Source organism: Micromonospora sp. WMMD964 (assembly GCF_029581455.1).
GTDB lineage: Bacteria > Actinomycetota > Actinomycetes > Mycobacteriales > Micromonosporaceae > Micromonospora.
On sequence record NZ_CP120860.1, the window covers coordinates 5480114 to 5503236 of the forward strand.

Genomic DNA, 23123 nt, shown 5'->3' on the forward strand with positions numbered 1-23123 from the left:
GCCTGCCGCGCTCCTGACGGAGACACGAGCAGGCGGGGTCTGTCGTGGGCGACTATGCGGGCCGGGCACCCCGCCGCTGGGCAGGTCCGTCCGTCAGCACGAGTGGAACCACTTGTGGGAGTCGTAGTCGTTGTCGTTCATCCCGGCGTCGTACGTCTCGCCGGGTTGAACGCAGATGGACGGGCTCACGTAGTCGACGTCGTAGTAGACCCACACGTTGTCGGGGACTGTCGTACTCGATCGGGCGTTGTTGAAGACGGAGTCGGCGTCGTCGTGCATGCCATAGTCGCCCCACCTCGGGTAGCTCCCGTACCAGTAGGCCCAGGGGCCGGTGAACCGGTCCTCGGCCCAGGCGCAGAAGGCGCTTCGGGGGCAGTCGCCCAAGTCGGCGCTGGCGCTGGTCGGGGCCACCACCAGGGCCGCCGCCACGATGGGCAGCCCGATGACGATGTTCCTCAGAGCCTTGATCATCAAATTGTCCTTTCGGCTTCTCTCCGGTCGGTGCTGCGGTGCTAGGCGTTGGCCAGGGTCTTCCTGGCCCGGGGAACGGCTTCCCGCTCGAGTGACCTCAGTGCGTCGAGCTCGCGTGCGAACCTCCTCTCGATCTCCGGTCGGTACCTCCGCTCAAGAGCGTCGATGGTCTGGGAGAGTCCGGAGGAAGTCGCGCACTCGGCCTCAGCCTCGGCCGCATCGACCTCCCGTTCCCGGGCCTGCTCGCCGACGGACTCCGGTGTCTCGGCAGCGACGATTTCGCGCAGTTCACGCGGGGACGACGCGGCATACCCACGCTGGCGCACACACGAGGCCCAGACGGAGAGCCCGGTTCGGTATTCAGGGGCTCCGGTCACCTTGCCGGCGACGTAGCTGCCGACGTGGTCAGCGATCCGCCGCACCCGGTACCAGCCGGCGAGGTCCCGGTAGAGGGTGAGTCGCGCATCGGCGGTGCAGCCGTTGTCGGGCGCGGACATCCGGCCGAGGTCGGGAAGGTCCACGGTGAGTTCACGTCCGGACCCCAGGAGCGTCCGCTGCCAGTCCCGCTGCCGGTCAGTCGACAGCTTCTCCAGGTTGACGGAGTTGGCATCCTGGTCCCAGGCGCCGGGTCTGCCGAGCAGGGCGCCGTACCCGTGCTCACGGGCCCAACCGACATCGTCGAGCACGTAGCGGAAGTCCTGCCCCGCCGACGAGGGCGGCGGCTGTTCGGTGTACGTGAAGCCGTGCCGGGCCATGCAGCGGGCGATCAGCCGCTCCGAGGCCCGATGGAGCAGCTCGTCATCGGTGGCGTCCACTGGTCGACCGCCGGAGGTTGGTGCGTTGACGGCAGCACCTGTTCCGGTGCTGACGACCGCCCACGCGGCCATGACGCTGAGGGCGATGCCGGCGGCGATGCGGGTGAGCGTCGGACCGTGCCGCCTCGTACCGCTGTCCCGGGTACGGGTCGCTTCGCCTGGAGGCCCGGGATGATGCTGGGGCTGTCGAGTCATGCGACGTACTCCTGGGTGTCGGTGTCGCCGACGCGCTCGCGTTCGCGTTCGCCGAGCCAGAATCGTGGTAGCCGGCTTCACATCCGCTTCAGAAGCGCTTCACCGCTGCTCAGGTCGAGGTCGGTTGCTCAACCGGTACGCCCGTCGCGCTGCCGGTACGACCACACGTCGGTCCCGGTAGCTGTCCGCGCCAGGATTTCGGCACGGCTGCCGAGGAATCCGGACACGTTCGAGCGGGAGCAGTCTTGGAGCGCTGGCGCACGACGAGGATCGATGCATGACAGATGCAGGGTCACCACAGCGGGCGAGGTCGGTCGGTCCGTGGGCGACCTCGTCGGCGTTCGTCGCCGTGGCGAGTGTCGTCCCGGTGCTCGCGCTGGTCAGGCCCAGGACGGAGTCTCTCGGACCCGGCATCGCCACGGTGGCCGGCAACGGGCGAGTCCGCGGGGAGCGGCTGTGGCCGCGCTGACGGTGGGTGTTCTGGGGCCACTACTGGTCGATCTCGACGGTAGGTCGGTGCCGCTGACCATGAATCGTCTGCGATGCCTGCTGGTCGGGTTGGCGTTGTCGCCAGAACGATCGGTGCCGGTCGAGCAGCTCACGGCCATCGTCTGGAATGGCGATCTTCCGGTTCATCCTCGGCGGAGTCTGCAGACCTATGTGGCGAGGTTGCGTGCCGTTCTCGGGGCGGACCGCATCAGGACCGAACCCGCTGGGTACGCGCTGAAAGTCCCCGCCGATGGGGTGGACGCGTTGCGGTTCGAAGGGGTCCTCTCCGAGTCGACCCGCACCCCGGATGTCGCCATGGAGCGGGCACTCTTGGACAAGGCACTGGGGTTGTGGCGGGGCGAGCCGTTCCAGGGCGTCGACTCCGAGTGGTTGGCGCGTACCGAGTATCCACGGTTGCTCGAGCGGCATCTGGCGGCTGTCGAACGCCTCGTAGACATCGATCTAGAAGTGGGTCGGTACCACGAGTCGCTGTTGGCGGTCGAGGGGTTGATCGCGCGACATCCGCTGCGTGAGTCGTTGTGGCTGCGCCTCCTGAAGGCCCTGCACCGGCTGGGCCGACCGGCCGAGGCGCTGCAACGTTACGAGCAGGTCAGGCGGCGGATCGCCGAGGAGCTCGGGGTGGACCCGTCAGCCGAGTTGCAGGAGGCCTACACCGATCTGCTCAACGGAGGACGAGGGGTGTTCGCGGTCGGTCTCGGGTCAGGACCCGGATCCGCCGCCCCGTCCACCATGGACGAACATGCCCCGACGTGGCTGGCGTAGCGCGGGGAGAGGGGCGTCGGCCCGCGGGCACCCACTACCAGTCGGTCGAGGCCCACCGCGCAGAGCGGCGACGTCCAACCCGTGCAGGTTCCCGACGCCGGAGTCGGGGGCGACGGCCTGCCGCCACCTCACGCGGTGCCGGACGGGCGTTCGCCGACCCTCTCGGCGATCGCCCGGCCCAGCTCCGCCGTCGTGCCGGTGCCGTGTAGGTCGGGGGTCAGTGGCGCCTGTCCGGGCCCGTACGCCAGGACGTCCTCGACCGCGCCGAGCAGGTGGGCGGCGGCCTCCGGGTGGCCGAGGTGTTCCAGCATCATCGAGCCACACCAGATCTGGCCGATCGGGTTGGCGATGCCTTTGCCGGCGATGTCGGGTGCGGAGCCGTGCACAGGCTCGAACAGGCTCGGATGCTCACGTTCAGGGTTGATGTTGGCGCTCGGTGCGATGCCGAGTGTGCCGGTGCAGGCCGGACCGAGGTCGGAGAGGATGTCGCCGAACAGGTTGCTGGCCACGACCACGTCGAACCACTCCGGATGGAGGACGAACTGCGCCGCGAGCGCGTCGATGTGGAACTTGTCGAGGCGGACGTCGGGGAACCGCTCGCCCATCGCGGCCACCCGCTCGTCCCAGTACGGCATGGAGATGGAGATGCCGTTGCTCTTGGTGGCGGACGTCAGGTGCCGTTTCGGGCGACGGTCGGCCTGCTCGAAGGCGAAGCGCAGGACTCGGTCGACGCCGACGCGGGTCATGATCGTCTCCTGCAGGACGGTCTCCCGGTCGGTGCCCTCGAAGATCCGTCCACCCACGCTGGAGTACTCGCCCTCGGTGTTCTCGCGGACGACGACGAAGTCGATGTCGCCGGGGAGCCGCCCGGCCAGCGGGCTGCGGACGCCGGGCATGAGCCGGCAGGGGCGCAGGTTCACGTACTGGTCGAAGACCCGCCGGAACTGCAGGAGGCTGCCCCAGAGCGAGACATGATCGGGTACGACCTCCGGCCAGCCCACCGCGCCGAAGTAGATGGCGTCGTAGCCCCGCAGCGTCTGTTCCCAGTCGGGCGGCAGCATCGCGCCGTGCCGCTGCCAGTAGTCGGCGCTGGCGAAGTCGAAGCTGTCGAAGGTGAGCGTCAGGCCGAAACGACGTGCCGTGGCGTGCAGCGCGTCGAGGCCGGCCGGGACGACCTCCTTGCCGATGCCGTCACCGGGGATGACGGCGATCCGGTGGGTGGTCACGGCGCCTCCCGAAGCGCTGCGAGGCCGCCCTGTGAGTCCTCGAGTGCGATGCGTTCCGCTGCGGCGGAGTCGCCCGCACGTAGCGCCCGGACCAGGGCCCGGTGGCTGCCGTATCGCTCCAGACCGAACGTGTCGTCCTCCGCGACCCGTTGCAGGAGCAGCTCGCGGCGCTGCGGGCGGGAGAACACGCGGCTCTGCTCGAGCATCCGGACCAGCACCGGGTTGTGCGCGCAGGCGCTGACCGTGTCGTTGAACTGCTGCATGGTGTCGAGCAGGTCGGTGAGATGCCGCTCGACCGGCCCGCCCTGAGCAGACCGCTCCTTGAGGAGGATCAGCAGGTCGTCGGCGCGGTCGAGAAGGGCGTCGAGCGCGTCGAGCTGCTCGGCGGTGGCGTGCCGGGCGGCGAAGCGGGCGACGAGGCCACGCAGGCCGACCTCCACCTCCGCGAGGTCGTCGATGGCGGCGTCGCGGATGGCGGCGACCAGCACGGTACGCGGCCCGATCCGCTCGATCAGCCCGTCGAGCTCCAGCCGGCGCAGGGCCTCGCGGACCGGTGTCGGGCTGACCGCGAGCCGCTCGGCCATGCCGCGCTCGGTCACCTTCTCTCCCGGCGCGAGTTCGCCGGTGGCGATCGCGGTGCGGACTTGTCGGTACGCCTGATCGGCGAGCGTCCCGGCTGTCGTCATGACCGCACTCTAGCGCATGACATAGCAACTTTGTTTGCAACTGTTGACGAGTTTGCTACAGCAACTTAACGTGACCGGGGACACAAGGAGGTGGACGTGTGTCCAACCGACGGATCACGTTCTTCATAGCCCTCGCACTCTTCGCCCAGGAGTCGACCTGGAACTTCTATGACAATCAGGTGCCCGTCCTGCTGCGCGAGCACGTGACGAGCGCGGCGCTCGTGGGCGCGCTGATGGGGATGGACAACCTGCTGGGAATCTTCGTCCAGCCCTGGATCGGCAACCGGTCCGACAACACCCGGACCCGGTGGGGGCGGCGGATCCCGTACCTCGCGGTGGGCATGCCCCTGGCCGCCCTGGTCTTCGTCCTCCTGCCGTGGACCACGTCGCTGGCCACGCTGGTCGTGGTGATGTTCTGTTACGCGCTGATCGCCAACACCACACGGCCGCTGGCGGAGTCGTTGGTGCCGGACTTCCTGCCCCCGCACCGGCGCAGCCGGGCGAACGCCGTCGTGAAGATCGCGACCGCGCTGACCATCATCGTCGCGTCGCTGATCAGCCTGCTCGTGGTGGACGAGCATCCGAGGGCAGCCTTCGTCATCCCATCGGTGATCATGTTGGCCGCCACGTTCGTGCTGCTGGCCAACGTGCGCGACAGCCGGTCGGCGGCCTACCAGGCCGCGGTGGCCGAGGAGTCCTCCGCCGGTCCCGCCGCGGTCAGCCAACCGCTGCGGCAGATCGTCGCCGGCCTGTTCACCGACCAGGACCGCCGCCGGCTCCTGCTGCTGCTGACCGTCCTGCTCTTCGGCGGGGCATGGTTCGCCTCGCGGTCGCTGATCACCCCGTACGGCATGGAGGCGCTGGGCCTGAGCCGCGGCGACGCGGGCGGGCTCACCCTGCCCAGCGGCATCGTCTACGTGGCCGCCGCCTATCCGGCCGCGCTGCTGGCCGAGCGCTTCGGACGGCTGCGGATCATCCTCGTGGGCATCGGCGTCTTCGCCGTCGCGCTGGCGGCGGGCACCGTCGTGCAGACCGCCACCGGCACTGTCGTCGCGTTCTGTGTGGCCTCGGCCGGCGCCGCCGCGTTCACGATCAACGCGGCGGTGGCGCTGTGGAACCTGGCACCGTCCAGCCGGGTGTTCGGCGCCTACACCGGCCTGTACGCGGTCACCTGGTACCTGGGCGGTTTCGGCGGCCCCGCCCTGGTCGGCGCGGTGATCGACCTGGTCGGCTGGGACGGGATGCCGCTCTACATCGCCGTGCTCGCCGTATTCGCCATGCTCGTCGTCGTACGTCTCGAACGCCTGCAGCGTGTGCACCGGGCCGACCGGGCCGTCACCCTCACCGGAAGCGAATGATGCCGACCATCCTCATCACCACCGACTACCTCGCCCCGGGCGACGAGGTGGACACCTACCTGACCGGGCTCGGCTTCACGACGCGGCACGACCCCATGCGGGGACCACGCCGGCCGGAGCAGCTGATCGCGGCCCTGGCCGGCGTCGAGGGGGCGCTGATCGCCAACGAGCCGATGACCGCGGAGGTGCTGCGCCAGGCATCGGACCTGCGCGCCGTCGTGCGTACCGGAGTCGGGTACGACTCCGTCGACGTGGCCGCCGCCGGTCGGCTCGGGATCAGCGTGAGCAACCTGCCCGGGATCAACGCCAACGCGGTGGCCGAGTACACCATGGGGTTGCTGCTCGCCCAGGCCCGGTGCCTGGTGCCGATGGCCGCCGGGGTGGCCGCCGGCGGCTGGCCCCGCACCGACGGCCACGAGCTGCGCGGCAAGACGCTCGGCCTGATCGGGCGGGGCGCGGTGGCCCAGCAGGTGGCGCCGCTGGCCGCCGCCTTCGGCATGACGGTGCTGTGCACCGGCAGCCTGCCCGCGCCGGTCACCCGAGTGACGCTCGACGAGTTGCTGCGCGACGCCGACTTCGTGTCGGTCCACACCGCACTGACCCCGCTCACGCGCCATCTCATCGACACCGCCGCGTTGGCCCGGATGAAGCCGGGCGCGCACCTGATCAACACCGCACGCGGGCCGCTCGTCGACGAGGCCGCCCTGGTCGAGGCGGTCCGGTCCGGCCGGCTGGCGGGCGCAGCCCTCGACGTGGTGGACGTGGAGCCGCTGCCCGCCGACAGCGTCCTGCGCGGCGTGGCGGGCATCACTGTCTACTCGCACATGGCCGGGCAGACTGCCGAGGCCCGGCTGGCCGCGGGGATGGAGGGCGCCAGGGAACTCGTCGCCGCCCTCGACGGCCGGCCCGCCCACTCGCTCACCGAACCGAAGGAGCCGGCATGACCACCAGGACAGCGGACGCGGACGTGATGGTGATCGGCGCGGGCCTCGCCGGACTGGTGGCCACCGCCGAACTCGTCACCGCCGGCCGATCCGTCCTGCTGCTCGACCAGGAGCCCGAGCAGAGCCTCGGCGGCCAGGCGTTCTGGTCGTTCGGCGGGCTGTTCCTGGTCGACTCGCCCGAGCAGCGCCGGATGGGCATCCGCGACTCGACCGAACTCGCCTGGCAGGACTGGCTAGGCAGCGCCGGGTTCGACCGCCCCGAGGACGCGTGGCCACGGCGCTGGGCCGAGGCGTACGTCGACTTCGCCGCCGGCGAGAAACGCGCGTGGTTGCGGGGCCTCGGCGTCAAGCTGTTCCCCATCGTCGGCTGGGCCGAACGCGGGGGCTACGACGCCACCGGACACGGCAACTCGGTGCCCCGCTTCCACGTCACCTGGGGTACCGGTCCGGGCCTGCTCGAACCCTTCATCGCGATCGTGCGGGAGGCCGCCGGGCGCGGTCTCGTCCGGTTCGCCTTCCGGCACCGGGTCGACGCGCTGACCATCAGCGACGGCGCGGTGGTGGGCGCCACGGGTCGGGTCCTGGAGCCCAGCGACGCCGCCCGCGGCACCGCCAGCTCGCGGGACGCGATCGGCGACTTCGCCTACACCGCGCAGGCCGTCATCGTCACCTCCGGCGGCATCGGCGGCAACCACGACCTGGTCCGCCGCAACTGGCCGGCACGGCTCGGCACCCCGCCCACCCACATGATCAGCGGCGTTCCCGCCCATGTGGACGGTCGCATGCTGACCATCGCGCAGGACGCCGGCGGCGCCGTGATCAACCCCGATCGGATGTGGCACTACGTCGAGGGCATCCAGAACTGGAACCCGATCTGGGACGCGCACGGCATCCGAATCCTGCCCGGGCCGTCCTCCGTCTGGCTCGATGCGCGCGGACGACGGCTGCCGGTGCCGCTCTACCCCGGATTCGACACCCTCGGCACGCTCGCCCATCTGCGCACCACCGGCCACGACCACAGCTGGTTCGTCCTCACCCAGAAGATCATCGAGAAGGAGTTCGCGCTCTCCGGCTCTGAGCAGAACCCGGACCTGACCGGTCGCAGCGTCAAACAGGTACTCGGCCGCCTCCGTGCCGGCGCACCGGCACCGGTGGAGGCGTTCAAGCGGCAGGGCGCCGACTTCGTCGTGGCCGACCGGCTGGACGAGCTGGTGAAGGGCATGAACGCGCTCACCGACGAGCCTCTGCTGGACCCGCTCGAGATTCAGCGCACGATCGAGGCACGCGACCGGGAGCTGGCCAACAGCTTCACCAAGGACATGCAGATCGCCGCCATCCGCAACTTCCGGAACTACCGGGGCGACCGGCTCATGCGGACCGCGGCGCCGCACCGGATCCTCGACCCGAAGGCCGGGCCGCTGATCGCCGTGCGCCTGCATGTGCTCACCCGCAAGACCCTGGGCGGCCTGCACACCGACCTCGACGGTCGGGTGCTGGACGGCGCCGGCCAGCCGGTGCCCGGGCTCTACGCCGCCGGCGAGGCCAGCGGGTTCGGCGGTGGCGGCATGCACGGCTACCGCGCGCTGGAAGGCACCTTCCTGGGCGGCTGTCTCTTCTCCGGCCGCCAGGCCGGCCGCGCCGTGGCCACCACCGTCGGATGACCGGCTCGTACCCGCGAAATGAGGAAACCGTGACCCGCGACTGCGTACGCATTCTCGTGCCCTCCGGCATGCTCGGCTCGGGATTCCCGCCCGAGATCGTTGACCGTGGACTGGAACTCGGCGCCGACGTCATCGCCCTGGACGGAGGGTCCACCGACTCCGGCCCGTACTATCTGGGCACCGGCACGGCCAAGACCACCGCCGCGGCCGTGGCCCGCGACCTGCGCCTGCTGCTCCGGGCGGCGGCTAAGGCGCGCATTCCGCTGATCGTCGGCTCGTGCGGTACCAGCGGCACCGACTCCGGCGTGGACTGGGTCGCCGGGATCGCCCGTGGCATCCTGGCCGAGGAGGGGCTGGACCTGCGGGTGGCCACCATCTACAGCGAGCAGCGGGCCACCGACCTCAAGGACCATCTCGACAAGGGGCGGATCCACCCGCTCCCGCCGGCCGGCGACCTCGACCCGGCGACGTTGGACAGCTGCCAGCACATCGTCGCGATGATGGGCCATGAGCCGATCGCCGAGGCGCTGGCGGGCGGGGCCGACGTGGTACTGGCCGGGCGCGCCACCGACACCGCCCTGGCCGCCGCCTTCCCGCTGATGGCCGGCATGCCCGCCGGCCCGACCTGGCACGCTGCCAAGATCATCGAGTGTGGCGCGCAGTGCACCACGAACCCGCGCTCCAGCGGGGTCTTCGCCACCATCGACGCCACCGGCTTCACGATCGAGCCGCTCGACCCGGCCGTCGCCTGCACGCCCACCTCGGTCGCGGCGCACATGCTCTACGAGACCGCCGACCCGTTCTCGATGCGGGAACCGGCCGGCACGCTGATGGTCGCCGACGCCACCTACCGGGCCCTGGACGAGCGGCGGGTACGGGTGGAGGGCTCCCGGTTCGAGCCGGCCCCGTACACGAACAAGCTCGAGGGGGCCCGGATCACCGGCTACGAGACGATGTCGTTCACCGCCATCCGCGACCCGCACATCCTCGGCCAGATCACCACCTGGGCCGAGCTGCTGCGCCGGGTCACCGCGGATCGGGTCGCCCAGACGCTCGGGCTCGGCGCCGACGACTACGCCTTCGACATCCGCCTGTACGGCTACGACGCCGTGCTGGAGGCGAAGGACCCGGACACCCGGACACCCCGCGAGGTCGGCGTGATGCTCCTGGTCAGCGCCGCGGATCAGCAGACGGCCACCGCCGTCGCGAAGATCGCCAATCCGCTCATGCTGCACCTGCCCACGCCCGACATGGACTACCTGCCCAGCCTCGCGTTCCCCTACTCCCCCGCCGAGACCGAGCGCGGGGCGGCGTACGAGTTCGTCCTCAACCACGTCGTCGACGTGGACTCGCCCACCAGCCTCTTCCGCATCCACCTCCCGGAGGACAGCGATGTCCGGTAACGCCCACCCCCGCACCGTCGCCGACCTCGCGCTGGAGGTTCGGTCGAAGAACGCCGGCCCGTTCTGGGTGACGATGGAGCTGTTCATGCGCGACACCGCCGGGTACGCCGTGGTGGCCGACCCGGGCTTCCTGGACGCGCCGCTGATCGCCCGCCTCTACGGCGTACCGGCCGACACCATCCGCATCTTCCGGATACCGGCGCTGAACGTCGTCAAGATTTCGTTCCCGCGCCCTGTGGCGCAGGGCAGCCTGCGCGACCGCGACATCCACGCCGGGCAGCACCACGTGCCCCTGGCCATGCTCCCGCTGCCGGAGTCGCTTTGAGACCGGTGCCGACCGGGTCAGCGGGAGCCCCCCGAGAATCTCGCTGATCCCGCCTCACGAGCTGCGGTCAGGTAGAGGACGGACTCTGCGGGCGCTGGTCGTGAGCCGGTCGGCGAGCGCGGTGACGAGCCCGCGGAGTTCGTCCGGCCGCTCGATGACGAACGGCCGGTCGAGCGACGCGAGCACCGGGGGCAGCCAGTCGAGCCGCTCCGCCCGCAGTTCGACGCGCAGCCAGCCCTCACTGTTGAGATCTGCGTCTGCCGGCGACGGGAACTCCTCCACGATCGCGATGCTGGCCGGAAGTCGGGTACGGATCTGCTCCACCGTCGCCTGGATCCGCAGGGTCACTTCGTACCGGTACGGCGCCTTGGCGAGCGCCGAAAGGACGCGCTGCGCCGGATCGGGTCCGGCGGGTGGCTCGAAGGAGCCGGGAAGGGTCCTCGCGTCCGTGATCCGATCAAGCCGCAACGTCCGGTCCTCGCCGATCCCAGGGGCCGCACCCGTGACGTACCACCGGCCCGAATGGGCGACGAGGCCGTACGGGTGCAGCGTCCGTTCACTGCGCCGGCCGTCGGCACTGGTGTATCTGATCGACAACGGCTGGTGATGGCGCACCGCATCGGCGACAGTGAGGAGAACCCCAGTCTGCGGGGCGCCGAATTCGCCGGGCGGAGCCGTGAAGGCGAGGGCCTCGAGCACGGTGCCGAGTCTGCGGGCCAGGCGCTCGGGTAGTACCCGACGGATCTTGGCCGCTGCCGTCTCACTCGCCGTGTCGGACGTCGTCGCCAGCCCTGTCCGGGGACCCGCGACCAGGCCGAGCAGCACGGCGAGGGCTTCGTCGTCGCTGAGCATGAGCGGCGGCATGCGGTACCCGGGCGCGAGTCGGTACCCGCCGTGACGACCGCGTACCGACTCGACGGGCACATCGAGGTCGATCAGGTGACCCACGTACCGCCGCACGGTGCGCTCGTCGACGCCCAGACGGTGGGCGAGTTCGGCCATCGTCCGGATGCCACCCGACTGCAGGAGCTCCAACAGGGTAAGGACCTGAGCGGTAGGTCGAGCCACCTGCCGAAGTTACCGCGAATACTGGACCGATTCTGTCCGGTATTCGTTCTAGCGTGGCCGTGCCACCTGGCTCCACCCGATCTAGGAGATCACCATGAACCTCGTCTCGGTCCGGATCATCACTGGTGATGTCGCACGCCTCGTCGACTTCTACGAACGAGTCACGGGAGTGCAGGCGGACTGGGCCACCGAGGACTTCGCTGAGCTGCGGACCGCCTCCGGCACTCTCGCGATCGGCAGCACTCGCACCGTCGCACTGTTCGCGCCCGGGTCCGCTCAACCGGCGGACAACCGCAGCCTGATCATCGAGTTCCTCGTCGACGACGTGGACACCGTGCATCAGAACCTGACCACCGTCGTCGAAGACTTCGTCAACGAGCCCACCACGCTGCCCTGGGGCAACCGGTCACTGCTGTTCCGTGACCCCGACGGCAACCTCGTCAACGTCTTCACTCCGGTCACCCCGGCCGCCATCGAGAAATTCGCTCGCTGAGGCCTCGCCCTCCGGTGTGCGGCCGGCTTCCTACCCGGCCACCAGCTCAGCAACCGGGCGTAGGCGTCGTTTCCGCCTACGCCCGGGGAGCTTTCGATCCTTAAGCCTGCTCGATGTCCGAGAACAGCCCCTTGAACGGGACCTGCGTTCCCACGAGGGTGCCGAAGACATCAGCGGCAACGGTTGTCGCGACTGCAGCGGAGGCGTCTTCGTAGCTGTCGAAGTAGAGGTCGAGCGTCCGGTACGCGGGGGTGGCGGTGCCATCCTCCTTCGGCCACACCTTCGCGGACTCGAGTCGCCGCAACTTCGGGAACGTCGCCGCGGCAGCCTTCACGTCCGCGTAGGCCCGCTCGAAGTCGTCGGGGCTCGCAGGGTTGTCGATGATGATCGTGATCTTGGTGGGCATGGGACTCTCCTCGACATTGAGATGAAACTATTGCTGCGGATCTGAATTCAGCGGCCGTAGGTCTCCAACAGCCGCAGCCACACCTCACTGACGGTCGGGTAGGCCGGAACCGCGTGCCACAGCCGGTCGAGCGGGACCTCGCCGACGATCGCGATGGTCGCGGCGTGGATCAGTTCCGCGACGTCCGGGCCTGCCAGAGTGCAGCCGACGATCACCTTTCGGTCCTCGTCGACGACCATGCGGGCGTGTCCCCGGTAGCCGTCGGCGTGCAGGGAGGCTCCGGCGACGGCCCCGAGGTCGTAGTCCACGACGCGGGTCCGCAGCCCAGCCGCCTCGGCCGCAGCCGCGGTCAGGCCCACCGACGCGATCTCCGGGTCGGTGAAGACCACCTGCGGAACCGCGCGTTCGTCGGCCGTCGCCACGTGCCAGCCCCACCGGCCGTCCTCGACCTTCTCGCCCTTCGCCCGGGCCACGATCACGTCGCCCACCGCCCGCGCCTGGTACTTGCCCTGATGGGTCAGCAGCACCCGCCGGTTCACATCGCCCGCCGCATAGAGCCACTCACCGCCGCCGACGACGCGCAGGGTGTCGTCGACCGCCAGCCAGGCACCCGGCGCCAGCCCGACCCGGTCGAGGCCGATGTCCTGAGTGTTGGGTGTGCGACCGACCGCCACCAGCACCTCGTCGGCCTCGACCCGCTCGCCGGAGGCGGTCCTGATGTGGACGGCTCCGCTGTCGTCGCGGTGGACGGCGACGGCCTCCGCGCCGAGGCGTACCGACACGCCGGCTTCGCGCAACGACTCCGTGACCAGTTCGCCGGCGAACGGCTCCGCCGACGGCAACACACCATCGCGAGCCAGCACGGTCACCGACGACCCGAGTGCGGCGAACGCGGTCGCCATCTCGGCCGCCACCACGCCACCGCCGATGATGGCGAGCCGACGGGGAACCGAACTGGCCGAAGCGGCCTCGCGGCTGGACCACGGCGCCGACTCGCGCAGCCCCGGGATATCCGGCAACAGGGCGCTGCTGCCGGTCGCGACGACCACCGCGTGCCGCGCGGTCAGCGTCGTCGTGACACCGTCGTCGCCGGTCACCTCGACGACGCGGGCGGAAGTGATCCGCCCCTGACCGCGGTGCAGCGCGATGCCTGCCGACGCCAGCCAGGACACCTGACCGTCGTCCTGCCAATGGGACGCGAAGGAGTCCCGCCGGCCGAGCACCGCAGCCGCGTCCAGGTCTCCCGTCACCGCCTCTCGCGCACCCGGCAGTCGGCGAGCCGCCCGCAACGCGGACGCGCTGCGCAGCAACGCCTTGGTCGGCATGCAGGCCCAGTACGAGCACTCACCGCCGACCAACTCCCGCTCGACGATCGCGGCGGTCAGCCCGCCCTGCACGACCCGATCGGCCACGTTCTCGCCGACCGGACCGGCACCGATCACGACGACGTCGTACTCGATGGTTGTCATGTCAGTTGCCCTTCGCGGTACGGCCGAGGCGGATCGCCGCGATGAGGAAGAAGATGGCGCCGGGGATGGCGTAGCCGGCCGCGTTGGTCAGCGACGGGTTGGCCGCGGAGGCACCGGCGATGAAGGACGCGCCGGCCAGCGTCGAGATGCCGCCACTGATGATCATCGGCCACTGCCCGCCCATCTTCCGGCGGGTGACCCCCACGACCAACTGAACCAGACCAGCCACGACCGCCCATGCGCCCCACACTCGCAGGACAGCGGGCACACCGGACGCGCCTGCGACACCGACACCGACGGCCGTGACCAGGCTTACCGCGATGTTCACGTACAGCAGGGTCGGCGAGCCGGTGGCCCGCGACGAACGGAGGTCGTAGATGGCGGCGCCCACGTCGAACAACGGGTAGAGGACGAACAGCGCCACCGTGAGCGGACCGATCTCCTTGGCGGTGGCGATCGTCACGCCGGCCCAGACGATGGCGAAGGCGAAGCGGACGAAGTACAGCCGCCGCAGCGCGGAGGCCGTCTGGGAGATACCGGGCGAAGCAGCAATGGTGGTCACGGGTGACCTTTCGGCGGAGGGGCTAGGGAGAACGATCGTTCTGTCTTATCCAGCATGACAGACGCACGCCGCATCGTCAAGACCGAACGTTCTATCCCCGCCGCGGCCATGCTTCTCCACGCAACGCCTCTACTGACGTCACGAGCGCCAGCCGACCGAATCCAGCCTGGTACGGCAGTCAGCAGAGTGGGTGGCCTCGGCCTTCGTAGTGGCTCAGGTCGGCTTGGTACCGACGTTTTCGGCTGGGGCGCTGCGGAAGCGGCCAGGTGCCTGCCCATGGGCGCGAGTGAAGGCGCGGCTGAAGGCCGGCACCGAGAGGTAGCCCACAGAGGCGGCGATCGCCTCGACCGATCCGGAGCCGCTCCGCAGGCGGGCGGCGGCGAGGTCCATCCGCCACTGGGTCAGGTAGGCGACCGGGCTCTGGCCGATGGCGGCCGGGAAACGCCGGGCAAGCGTCGCCCGCGACACCGCGAGGGTGGCGGCCAGCTTCGCGGTCGTCCAAGGGTGCGCGGGATCAGCGTGGAGGTGCTGGAGGGCTCGATGGACGATCGGGTCGGTCAGCATGCCGAGCCAGGTGCCGCGCTGGTCGCCGGGCCGGCCGGGCAGCCACGCGCGTAGCAACTGGATCAGCATGATGTCGACGAGGCCGTCGAGCACCGCTGTGCCGGCGAACCGAGGGTGGGCCAGCTCCCGGGTGAGAAGGCGAACTATGTCGCCGACCCCTTCGGTGCCGTCGCCACCGGGGATGTGCAGCAGGTCCGGCAGGGTAGGGAGAACCTGGGTCCGCGCGGTGTGGTCGCAGTCGTAGAAGATGGTGACCAAGCGCGTCCGGACGGGTGGCGTGCCGAGCCGGATCACCCTGCCGGGCTCTGGGACTTCGAATTCCGCCGTGGGACCGTCGTGCTCATCGGCCGAGTCACTGAGACGATGCTCGAGGCCGGCCCCCAGCAGTACGACATCGCCGGCTGCCAGCTCGACCGGCTCGCGCCCAGGGACCGTGACCCTCGCGCGACCGGTGATGGCCACGTGCAGGGCCGCACCGGGAAAGTCGTCCAGGGCCATCGCCCAGCGCCCGCCCGCCTCGATCTGGGCACCGAGGCTCCCACGGACGCCGGACATACGTAACACCTCGCTGACCACATCCATTCGTCGAGACTACCGCCCACCACCTTCACTGAGGCAAGCAGCAACTTTTCTGAGCTTCTGCAGCATCGACTGATGCATCGTGTGATGCATACAGTGCAGATGAAGAACTGTTGAGCAGAAGGAGACAACGATGCGACTGCACGGAGCGACCGCCCTCATCACTGGAGCCGGCAGCGGCCTCGGCCGGGAGCTGGCCGCGGACCTGCTACGGCGGGGCGCGAACGTCTACGCGACCGCCCGCCGGCCCGAGCTGATCACCCTGGACGGTGTGCGGGCTCTCGAGCTCGACATCACCGATCCCGCATCCGTCGCCGCAGCCGCAGCCGTCGCCGCCGACGTCGACCTGCTGATCAACAATGCCGGCGTCTCCTTCGGCGCCCCGCTCGTGTACGGGGACCTCGATCAGATCCGGCGGACCTTCGACACCCACCTCTGGGGCACGCTGACCGTGATCCGGGCGTTCGCCCCGGTACTTGCCGCCAACGGCGGCGGCGGCATCCTGAACATGCTGTCCGCGGTGGGGTGGGCGCCGTTCCCCGGCAACCTCGCCTACTCGACGGCCAAGGCGGCGCAGTGGGGACTGACCAACGCCGTCCGGCTCGAACTCGCCGAGCAGGGCACTCTGGTCAGCGGGGTGGTGCTGGGGCCGACGGCAACCGAGGCGATGACATCCTTCGCGGCCCGGATGGACGGCGGTGACGCGTTGCTCAGCCTCATGAACGCTCCGGCCGACATCGCCCGCATCGCTCTCGACGGCCTCGAGGCGGGAAAGACCGAGATCATCGCGGACACCGCGAGTGCGACCACCAAGGCGTCGCTGATGGGCGAGCCGCAGGCCTTCGGCGTGGAGATGCTGACGACGCGCTGACGCGCACCCGACCAAGCCCAACGTCGCCCCAGCTTCGACCTCACGGCCAGATTTGCCTACAGATGTTAGGCAGGAGCATAATCGCCTTAGGCAAGCAGGGGGCGTGATGGACAGACCAGGACTGACGCCGGAGCGTCTGACCCGAGCGGGGGCGGAACTGGCCGACGAGGTCGGCTTCGACCAGGTCACCGTCTCGGCGCTCGCTCGGCGGTTCGACGTCAAGGTCCCGAGCCTGTACTCGCACCTGAAGAACTCGCAGGACCTCAGGATGCGCATAGCGCTGTTCGCGCTGAACGAACTCGCCGACCGCGTCGCCGATGCCGTCGCCGGTCGGGCCGGCAGGGACGCTCTAGCCGCGTTCGCTGACGCCTACCGCGACTACGCCAGGGAGCACCCGGGCCGCTATGCCGCCGCGCGACTCCGGCTCGATCCGGAAACGGCGGCCGCCAGTGCCGGTGTCCGGCACGCGCAGATGGCTCGGGCGATCTTGCGGGGCTACGGGTTGGACGAGCCGGACGCGACTCATGCGGTCCGGATGCTGGGCAGCGTCTTCCACGGCTACGTCAGCTTGGAGCTAGCCGGTGGTTTCGAACACAGCCCTCCCGACGCGCTGGAATCCTGGGAATGGATCGTGGATTCACTCGACGCGGTGTTACGCAACCGCAGCACTCGCTGACCCGACGACGGCCGCACCACCGCCAGCGGTTCGTAGCGCGGAGCGCGGATGGACATCGAGATCTCGATCGAGAGGCTTGAGGCAATGCCCACCGAACACCAGTGGATCACCACCCCGGTCACCGCGGACCTCCTGCGTGGCTTTGTCGATCTGGAGGCGACCGCGCGCGGTCTACTGCCTCATCGGCTGACCGCCCAGGCGCGCCGGCAGATCCCCGACGACCAACTGGCCATGGCTGAGGCCCAGCCCTCCGGCGTGCGACTGGCTCTCCGTACCCGGGCCACCACCATCGAACTGGACACGCTGCCCACCAAGCGGGTCTACCAAGGCTTCCCGCCCCCACCGGACGGCGTCTACGACCTGCTGATCAACGGCCGCCTGGCCGCACAGGCCTCGGTGCCCGACGGCAACGTCCGGACGGTCACCGACATGTTCACCCAAACCTCTGTGCTGGCCGAAGGGCCGTCCGGCACAGCCCGCTTCGCGGGTCTGCCGGAGGGTGAGAAGGACATCGAGATCTGGCTTCCGCACACGGAGATCACCGAGTTGATCGCGCTGCGCACCGACGCGCCCGTCGAGCACACCCCGCCCAGCGGACACCGGACGTGGCTACACCACGGCAGTTCCATCAGCCACGGCTCGAACGCCGGTCATCCCACCGCCATCTGGCCTGCCCTGGCCGCGGCCGAGGGCGGTGTGGAGCTGGTCAACCTGGGGTTCGGCGGGAGCGCGTTGCTCGACCCGTTCACCGCCCGCGCCATGCGGGACATCCCTGCGGACCTGATCAGTGTCAAGATCGGCATCAACATCGTCAACAGCGACGTGATGCGACTACGCGCCTTCACCCCTGCGGTCCACGGCTTCCTCGACACTGTCCGCGAAGGGCACCCGACCACACCACTGCTGGTCGTGTCCGCCATCCTGTGCCCGGTTCAAGAGGACACGCCCGGCCCTCTCGCGCCGGACTTCGAGGGCGGGACTCTGCGGTTCAAGGCCACGGGCGATCCGGCCGAGCGCAGCGCTGGGCGGCTGACCCTCAACGTCATCCGTGACGAACTCGCCCGGATCGTCGAACAGCGCTCGGCCGATGACCCGAACCTGCACTACCTCGACGGACGCGACCTGTACGGCGAGGCGGACTACGCCGAACTCCCACTTCCCGACGAGGTGCATCCCGACCCGGCCGGACATCGCCGTATCGCCGACAACTTCGCGCGGCTCGCGTTCGGCGACGGCGGTCCCTTCGCCACCAAGACCGGCTGACCCTCTGGGGTACGCCGCGCAGCGACGGTCCAACCGGTCCGGTCCGGCTCCTGGAGAACGACAGCGGCCTGGCCGATGGTCGTCGCTCCGGCGTACCCATCCCGCTGGAGGAAGCGTCCCCGGCACCACGCGAGGTTCTGACAAACCCCTGCGTCACCCGCCATCGAGTACCGGAACCGGGCGTGGCTGGCCGCATCGGCCCACAACCGAGCCCTGGGACAACTGATCATCGCCCCGCGAGACCTGGGCAGCCGATTCAGGCCACGGGTAGCCATTCGAGCGACGTCGTCATCTCGGCGAGGATCTCCGGCACCGGAGCCACGCCGATGCCGATGCCGTCGGGCACGGCGAGGTGCCCGTCGTCCAGGACGAACGGCTCGGTCAGATCCGTTCGGTAGTAACGGCCGGAGGCGGAGGTGTCCCCCGGCAAGGTGAAGTTCGGCAACGCCGCGAGCGCCACGTTGGCCGCTCGACCGATACCGGTCTCGAGCATGCCGCCGCACCACACCGGTACACCATGGGCCGCGCAGACGTCGTGAATGCGCCTGGCCTCGAGATAGCCACCGACCCGACCCGGCTTGACGTTGACGATCCGGCACGCGCCGAGGCGGATCGCATCCGCGGCGGCCCGCGCCGAAACGATCGACTCATCGAGGCAGATGGGAGTGCGCACCTGCCGCGCCAGCGCCGCATGACCCAGGATGTCCTCCTCGTCGAGCGGCTGCTCGATCAGCAGCAGCCCGAACGGGTCGAGCGCGGCCAGCAGCGCGACATCCCCGAGCGTGTACGCGGTGTTCGCGTCGACCTGCAGGAGTACGTCGTCGCCGAAGCGTTCCCGCACCGCGCGGACCGGCTCGACGTCCCAGCCGGGCTGGATCTTCAGCTTGATCCGGATGTAGCCCTCGTCGAGGTAGCCCTCCACATCGGACAAAAGTTTGTCGACCGAGTCCATGATGCCGACCGAGACGCCGGCGGGCACCCTGTCCCGCACCGCACCGAGCTCACGAGCCAGGCTCCGGCGACCGGCCCGCAGTTCCGCGTCGAGCACCGCCGTCTCCAACGCCGCCTTCGCCATCCGGTGCCCCTTGAACCGATGCAGCGTCGGGCCGACAGCCGTCGCGTCGGCAGGTGGCCGGGCAGCGAGGGCGGGGATCAGATACCGACGCAGGACGTCCGCGGCGGCCTCGACGTATTCGCTGGAGTAGAGCGGGTCGGCCATCGCCACGCACTCTCCCCAGCCTTCCGCCTCGTCCGTGACCGCGCGAACCAACAGGATGTCTCGGTCGTGCTCGACGCCGAACGAGGTCCGAAACGGTGCCACCAACGGCATGCGGACACGGCGCAACTCGATGCCGGTGAGTTTCATCCATCTCTCCTCGTCGCACTGTTACGCGTCAGCAGGTACCACCCTGCCCGGTCGAATCCGAGGACCGTCGCGTCTTCGGCCAGCAATGAGCCCAGGACCTCCCGCAGTGCCCGGCGCCACTGGCGGGCGGTTGCCGGGTCGGTCACCCGTAGCTTCTCGATGTCCTCAGGGGTGGCCACGAGCACGTCGTCGCCGGTGATGCTGCCGATCACCGGCGCACCGTCGGCATCCCGGTCGAGGGCCACCGCCGCACCGGCTCGCCGCCGTGCCGCGGCGTCCCATCGGCGTACGCTGCCAGCCGACGCCTGCCGTACCTCAGGATCGGTGAGACTCCAGTGCAGAAGCAGGCGATCGGTGTCGTCGTCGCCGTTGATCCGGTCATGCATGCTGCCGTAGAAGTTCGTCAGGTAACGCGTCGGCGTCGCCGCCAGCTTCACCAGATTGAAGTACGCGTTACGACCGACGAGCGGATCGAACGTCCACGCGATCGTGGTCGCGCCCTGCTGCAGCGCCCAGGCCCGCTGGTGCAGCTTGAGAGCGTGTCCCACCCCGCGGCCCAGGACGGTGGCCGAGACTCCGGCGATGTGACTGTGCAGTTCGCGGCGCTCCGGGGCGGCGAAGAAGCCCACGCACGCCCCGACGAGCGCACTGCCGTCGAACGCCCCGGCCACGTAGTTGCCCGCCAGGCTGAGAGCGCGCAGAAGCTCGGGCGTCATCGGTGGATTGTCCGGAGCCGGTTGCCAGATGCTGATCAGCAGCCGATGCACGGCGCGCAGGTCGTCGAGCTCGGTCAGTGCCGCGACGCGGACCCGGGCCGCCGCCGCGGAGGCCGAGGCGTCATCCCCGGGGGTGCTGGTCAGCGCAACGGCCGCACTCACGGCTGCTCCAGTAGTGCCCTGGTGAGCGCGGCCACCAACGCCGCCCGGTGCGGGATCTCCGCGACCACGACGTGCTCGGAGTCGGCGTGGGCCCCGCCGCCCACCGCTCCGAGCCCGTCCAGCGTGGGCGTGCCCACGCCGGCGGTGAGATTCCCGTCCGACGCGCCCCCGACGGCGGCCCGCCCCGGGACCGGCAGACCGAGGTCTCGCGCCGCTGCTGCAGCCCGTTCGTACAGCGCCTCGGACGCCGAAGACGGCAGCGGAGGTCGGTTCGGCCCGCCCTCGACGTTCAGCCGGGTGCCCGGAACGACCGGCTGTAGCTTCCGCAGGGCGAGATCGACCCGTCGCTGCTCGTCGATGTCATGCACGCGCACGTCCACGACGAACGTACCGTTCGCCGGAACGGTGTTGCCCGCGCTTCCGGCGGACATCGTGGTCGGCACCACGCTCGTACCTCGGCTCGGATCGGCCAGGGCGAGAACGGCGAGGATCTGGTGGGCGACCTCGACCCCGGCGTTGATACCACGTTCCGGTTCCAGGCCGGCGTGCGCGGCGAGTCCCTCGACGTGCACGACGTAGCGGGACATGCCCTTGCGGGCGGTCTTGAGAGCGCCACGGGCGGCGGAAGCCTCCAACACCAGAGCTGCGGCGGCTCCCGCCGCCTCCCGTTCGATGAGTGATCGGGAGCTGGGCGATCCCAGCTCCTCGTCGCCGGTCACGAGAAGCGTCACGCCGTCACGGTCGTCCAGCTCGGCAACCGCATGCAGTGCCTGGACGATGCCGACCTTCATGTCGAAGCACCCCGGACCGCGCAGGATCCCGTCCGTCACCTCGTACGGCCGGTCGCGAAGGGAACCGATCGGCCAGACCGTGTCGTGGTGACCCAGCAGCAGCACCGTCGGCGGCCCGGAACCGAAGCGCCACCGCAGGTGGGTGTGCCCGTCGAGAACGATCCTCTCCGGTGGCACGCCGAGCCGCCGCTGCCCGATGGCAGCCAGGACGTCGGCGCTTCGGGCCACGGCGGCGAGGTCGGCCGATGGCGACTCGCACCCGACCAGCTCCGCGATGTCCTCCAGCATGTGCGGCAGACGACGGGTGAGGCGTTCCCGCAGGCTCATCTCACGTCACCTTCGGCGTGGCACGAACGCCGAGATGCAGGTACCGCTCCCCCGTGGGCAGCCGGTAGAACGTCACCGGCGTCCAGGAGTCCCGGTCCGGCAGACGGATCGCGAACAGATCCGGGCCGACCGCGATCAGAGCCAGTTCCTGGACGGGATCGGGCGTCAGCTCGGCGAGCGGGCCGGTCACGGTCATCCGCAGCACCGGGCCGTCCGCACCGTCGAGAACCTCCAGCCGAGTGCTCGCTCGCTCGTACGTGCCCAGGTGCGGTGTCACGTCCACCGATACCGGCTCGGCGGGCGGCGTGAACGGTGGTGGCATCGTCACACCGGCGATGTCGGCGAAGATCTCCCGGTACAGGTCGCGGTAGAGGTCCCCGGCGCTCCCACCGTTGGTCAGCAGCGCCACCGCCGTGTTCTGCTCCGGCAGCAACCGCAGAAAAGCCGATTGCCCGATGGTGTTGCCGTCGTGGCCGATGAGCCGCCGCCCGTCCCAGCCGAAGCGGATCCAGCCCAGACCCCACGAGTCGCCGAGGGTGTACCGGTCGGGCAGGTCCACCTCGTGTGCCGCCATCACGGCGGTGCTGCGCTCGCTGAGCACGCGGGTGCCGTCCTCCGTCACACCCCCGGTGAGGTGCATCCGGGCGAAGCGCAGCAGGTCCGCGACACTGGCGTTGATGAGGCCGGCCGGCCCGAGCGCACGCGGGAGCATCCACTGCGCGACCCGTTCCGGGCCCTCGGCGCTGTCGGTGTGCCCGCACGCCGTCCGTTGCAACAGGGCCTCCTCGGGCAGCGTGCTGGTACGCGCCAACCCGAGCGGCTCGGTAAGCCGGGTCCGGACGGCGGCGTCCCAGGTCATCCCGGTGAGCTTCTCGATGACGAGGCCGGCCAGCACGAACCCGGAGTTGCAGTACGACCAGGTGGCACCGAGCGGGTGGTTCTGCGCCTCGTCGCGCAGCGTCGCCACGTACTTCTCCAGACAATCGTCACCGCGGCCGGTGTCGGTGAAGACGTCGCCGTCGATGCCGCTGGTGTGCGCGAGCAGGTGACGCATCGTCACCTCGGCGGCCACCGTCGGGTCCGACAACGCGAGTTCCGGCAGCACCCGGACCACCGGCTCGTCGAGATCGAGTAGCCCCTCATCCACCAACTGCATCGCGAGGGTCGCGGTCCACACCTTGCTGACGGAGCCGATCTGGAACACCGAATCGGTGGTCGTCTCGACCCCGGTGTTCACATTGAGAACGCCGTACGCGACCTCGACGAGTTCGTCCGGTCCGTCCGGGCGCAGTCGCAGGATGCCGAGCGTGGCGCCGGGAACGCGGTGCTGTTCGGCGAGCGCGGCCAGGCGACGCTGCCAGAGTTCAACGTTGATGTCCGTCGACCTTTCTCTCCGGGTGGCGGTGCAGCCAGTCGGCGACACCACGGCACTCTCCTGGCGTCGGGGACCTCTG

General features: G+C 70.0%; 23 protein-coding genes. 10 read left to right on the forward strand and 13 right to left on the reverse strand.

Features of this window, described 5'->3' with window-relative positions; translation table 11 throughout:
* Positions 1–93: 93 nt before the first annotated feature.
* The gene (locus O7616_RS25025; RefSeq protein ID WP_282304242.1) at positions 94–471 is read right to left on the reverse strand and encodes a peptidase inhibitor family I36 protein; all 378 of its coding nucleotides are present in this window, start codon (positions 469–471) and stop codon (positions 94–96) included.
* Positions 472–512: 41 nt separating this feature from the next.
* Positions 513–1481: a hypothetical protein gene (locus O7616_RS25030; protein ID WP_282304243.1), complete on the reverse strand. Its 969-nt coding sequence runs from the start codon at positions 1479–1481 to the stop codon at positions 513–515.
* Between the two features lie 456 nt (positions 1482–1937).
* On the opposite strand from O7616_RS25030, the gene O7616_RS25035 reads away from it, so the two are divergent.
* Positions 1938–2753: an AfsR/SARP family transcriptional regulator gene (locus O7616_RS25035; protein WP_282304244.1), complete on the forward strand. Its 816-nt coding sequence runs from the start codon at positions 1938–1940 to the stop codon at positions 2751–2753.
* Positions 2754–2881: 128 nt separating this feature from the next.
* Here O7616_RS25035 and O7616_RS25040 read toward each other — a convergent pair whose 3' ends face one another.
* On the reverse strand, positions 2882–3979 hold the full coding sequence (locus O7616_RS25040; protein WP_282304245.1) for a tartrate dehydrogenase: 1098 nt from the start codon (positions 3977–3979) through the stop codon (positions 2882–2884).
* Positions 3976–4665 (reverse strand): GntR family transcriptional regulator, encoded by a 690-nt coding sequence (locus O7616_RS25045; protein WP_282304246.1) that lies wholly within the window; start codon positions 4663–4665, stop codon positions 3976–3978. The genes O7616_RS25040 and O7616_RS25045 overlap by 4 nt, the downstream gene beginning before the upstream one ends.
* A gap of 98 nt (positions 4666–4763) precedes the next feature.
* On the opposite strand from O7616_RS25045, the gene O7616_RS25050 reads away from it, so the two are divergent.
* The 5 genes from O7616_RS25050 to O7616_RS25070 are packed head-to-tail and all read left to right on the forward strand — an operon-like array spanning position 4764 to position 10356.
* The gene (locus O7616_RS25050) at positions 4764–6023 is read left to right on the forward strand and encodes an MFS transporter (RefSeq protein ID WP_282304247.1); all 1260 of its coding nucleotides are present in this window, start codon (positions 4764–4766) and stop codon (positions 6021–6023) included.
* Positions 6023–6967, forward strand: a complete 945-nt coding sequence (locus O7616_RS25055) for a phosphoglycerate dehydrogenase (protein WP_282304248.1) — start codon at positions 6023–6025, stop codon at positions 6965–6967. The genes O7616_RS25050 and O7616_RS25055 overlap by 1 nt, the downstream gene beginning before the upstream one ends.
* Positions 6964–8628, forward strand: a complete 1665-nt coding sequence (locus O7616_RS25060; protein ID WP_282304249.1) for an FAD-binding dehydrogenase — start codon at positions 6964–6966, stop codon at positions 8626–8628. The genes O7616_RS25055 and O7616_RS25060 overlap by 4 nt, the downstream gene beginning before the upstream one ends.
* A 29-nt stretch (positions 8629–8657) precedes the next feature.
* Positions 8658–10031 carry an acyclic terpene utilization AtuA family protein gene (locus O7616_RS25065; protein WP_282304250.1) on the forward strand — a complete coding sequence of 458 codons (1374 nt, stop codon included), beginning with the start codon at positions 8658–8660 and terminating at the stop codon, positions 10029–10031.
* On the forward strand, positions 10021–10356 hold the full coding sequence (locus tag O7616_RS25070; RefSeq protein WP_282304251.1) for a DUF4387 domain-containing protein: 336 nt from the start codon (positions 10021–10023) through the stop codon (positions 10354–10356). The genes O7616_RS25065 and O7616_RS25070 overlap by 11 nt, the downstream gene beginning before the upstream one ends.
* A gap of 54 nt (positions 10357–10410) precedes the next feature.
* Here the strand turns inward: O7616_RS25070 and O7616_RS25075 are convergent, their stop codons facing one another.
* Positions 10411–11391: a YafY family protein gene (locus tag O7616_RS25075; protein ID WP_282304252.1), complete on the reverse strand. Its 981-nt coding sequence runs from the start codon at positions 11389–11391 to the stop codon at positions 10411–10413.
* Positions 11392–11518: 127 nt separating this feature from the next.
* Between O7616_RS25075 and O7616_RS25080 the strand changes: the two genes are divergently transcribed.
* Positions 11519–11917, forward strand: coding sequence for a VOC family protein (locus O7616_RS25080; RefSeq protein WP_282304253.1), 399 nt, complete (start codon positions 11519–11521; stop codon positions 11915–11917).
* A 100-nt stretch (positions 11918–12017) separates the two neighbouring features.
* Here the strand turns inward: O7616_RS25080 and O7616_RS25085 are convergent, their stop codons facing one another.
* The 4 genes from O7616_RS25085 to O7616_RS25100 form a co-directional block, all read right to left on the reverse strand.
* Entirely contained in the window at positions 12018–12323 is a 306-nt protein-coding gene (locus O7616_RS25085; RefSeq protein ID WP_282258428.1) for a hypothetical protein, read from the reverse strand.
* 47 nt (positions 12324–12370) lie between these two features.
* Positions 12371–13792: an NAD(P)/FAD-dependent oxidoreductase gene (locus tag O7616_RS25090; protein ID WP_282304254.1), complete on the reverse strand. Its 1422-nt coding sequence runs from the start codon at positions 13790–13792 to the stop codon at positions 12371–12373.
* A 1-nt stretch (position 13793) separates the two neighbouring features.
* Entirely contained in the window at positions 13794–14354 is a 561-nt protein-coding gene (locus tag O7616_RS25095) for a hypothetical protein (protein ID WP_282304255.1), read from the reverse strand.
* A gap of 213 nt (positions 14355–14567) precedes the next feature.
* Complete coding sequence (locus tag O7616_RS25100) at positions 14568–15500, reverse strand: AraC family transcriptional regulator (RefSeq protein WP_282304256.1); 933 nt, start codon at positions 15498–15500, stop codon at positions 14568–14570.
* A 130-nt stretch (positions 15501–15630) separates the two neighbouring features.
* Between O7616_RS25100 and O7616_RS25105 the strand changes: the two genes are divergently transcribed.
* The 3 genes from O7616_RS25105 (at position 15631) to O7616_RS25115 (ending at position 18307) form a co-directional block, all read left to right on the forward strand.
* The gene (locus O7616_RS25105; protein WP_282304257.1) at positions 15631–16368 is read left to right on the forward strand and encodes an SDR family NAD(P)-dependent oxidoreductase; all 738 of its coding nucleotides are present in this window, start codon (positions 15631–15633) and stop codon (positions 16366–16368) included.
* Positions 16369–16474: 106 nt separating this feature from the next.
* Complete coding sequence (locus O7616_RS25110; RefSeq protein WP_282304258.1) at positions 16475–17044, forward strand: TetR/AcrR family transcriptional regulator; 570 nt, start codon at positions 16475–16477, stop codon at positions 17042–17044.
* A gap of 48 nt (positions 17045–17092) precedes the next feature.
* A complete protein-coding gene (locus tag O7616_RS25115) occupies positions 17093–18307 on the forward strand; it encodes a GDSL-type esterase/lipase family protein (RefSeq protein ID WP_282304259.1) in 1215 nt (404 codons plus the stop codon).
* Positions 18308–18563: 256 nt separating this feature from the next.
* On the opposite strand, the gene menC is transcribed toward O7616_RS25115, so the two are convergent.
* From menC to O7616_RS25135, 4 genes are read right to left on the reverse strand one after another with little or no spacing between them, the layout of a single operon-like run.
* Entirely contained in the window at positions 18564–19673 is a 1110-nt protein-coding gene (gene menC / locus O7616_RS25120) for an o-succinylbenzoate synthase (protein ID WP_282304260.1), read from the reverse strand.
* Positions 19670–20551 carry a GNAT family N-acetyltransferase gene (locus O7616_RS25125; RefSeq protein WP_282304261.1) on the reverse strand — a complete coding sequence of 294 codons (882 nt, stop codon included), beginning with the start codon at positions 20549–20551 and terminating at the stop codon, positions 19670–19672. The genes menC and O7616_RS25125 overlap by 4 nt, the downstream gene beginning before the upstream one ends.
* Complete coding sequence (locus O7616_RS25130; RefSeq protein ID WP_282304262.1) at positions 20548–21669, reverse strand: M20/M25/M40 family metallo-hydrolase; 1122 nt, start codon at positions 21667–21669, stop codon at positions 20548–20550. Before O7616_RS25130 ends, O7616_RS25125 begins: the two co-directional genes overlap by 4 nt.
* A 1-nt stretch (position 21670) precedes the next feature.
* The gene (locus tag O7616_RS25135; protein WP_282304263.1) at positions 21671–23095 is read right to left on the reverse strand and encodes a serine hydrolase domain-containing protein; all 1425 of its coding nucleotides are present in this window, start codon (positions 23093–23095) and stop codon (positions 21671–21673) included.
* Between the last annotated feature and the right edge of the window lie 28 nt (positions 23096–23123).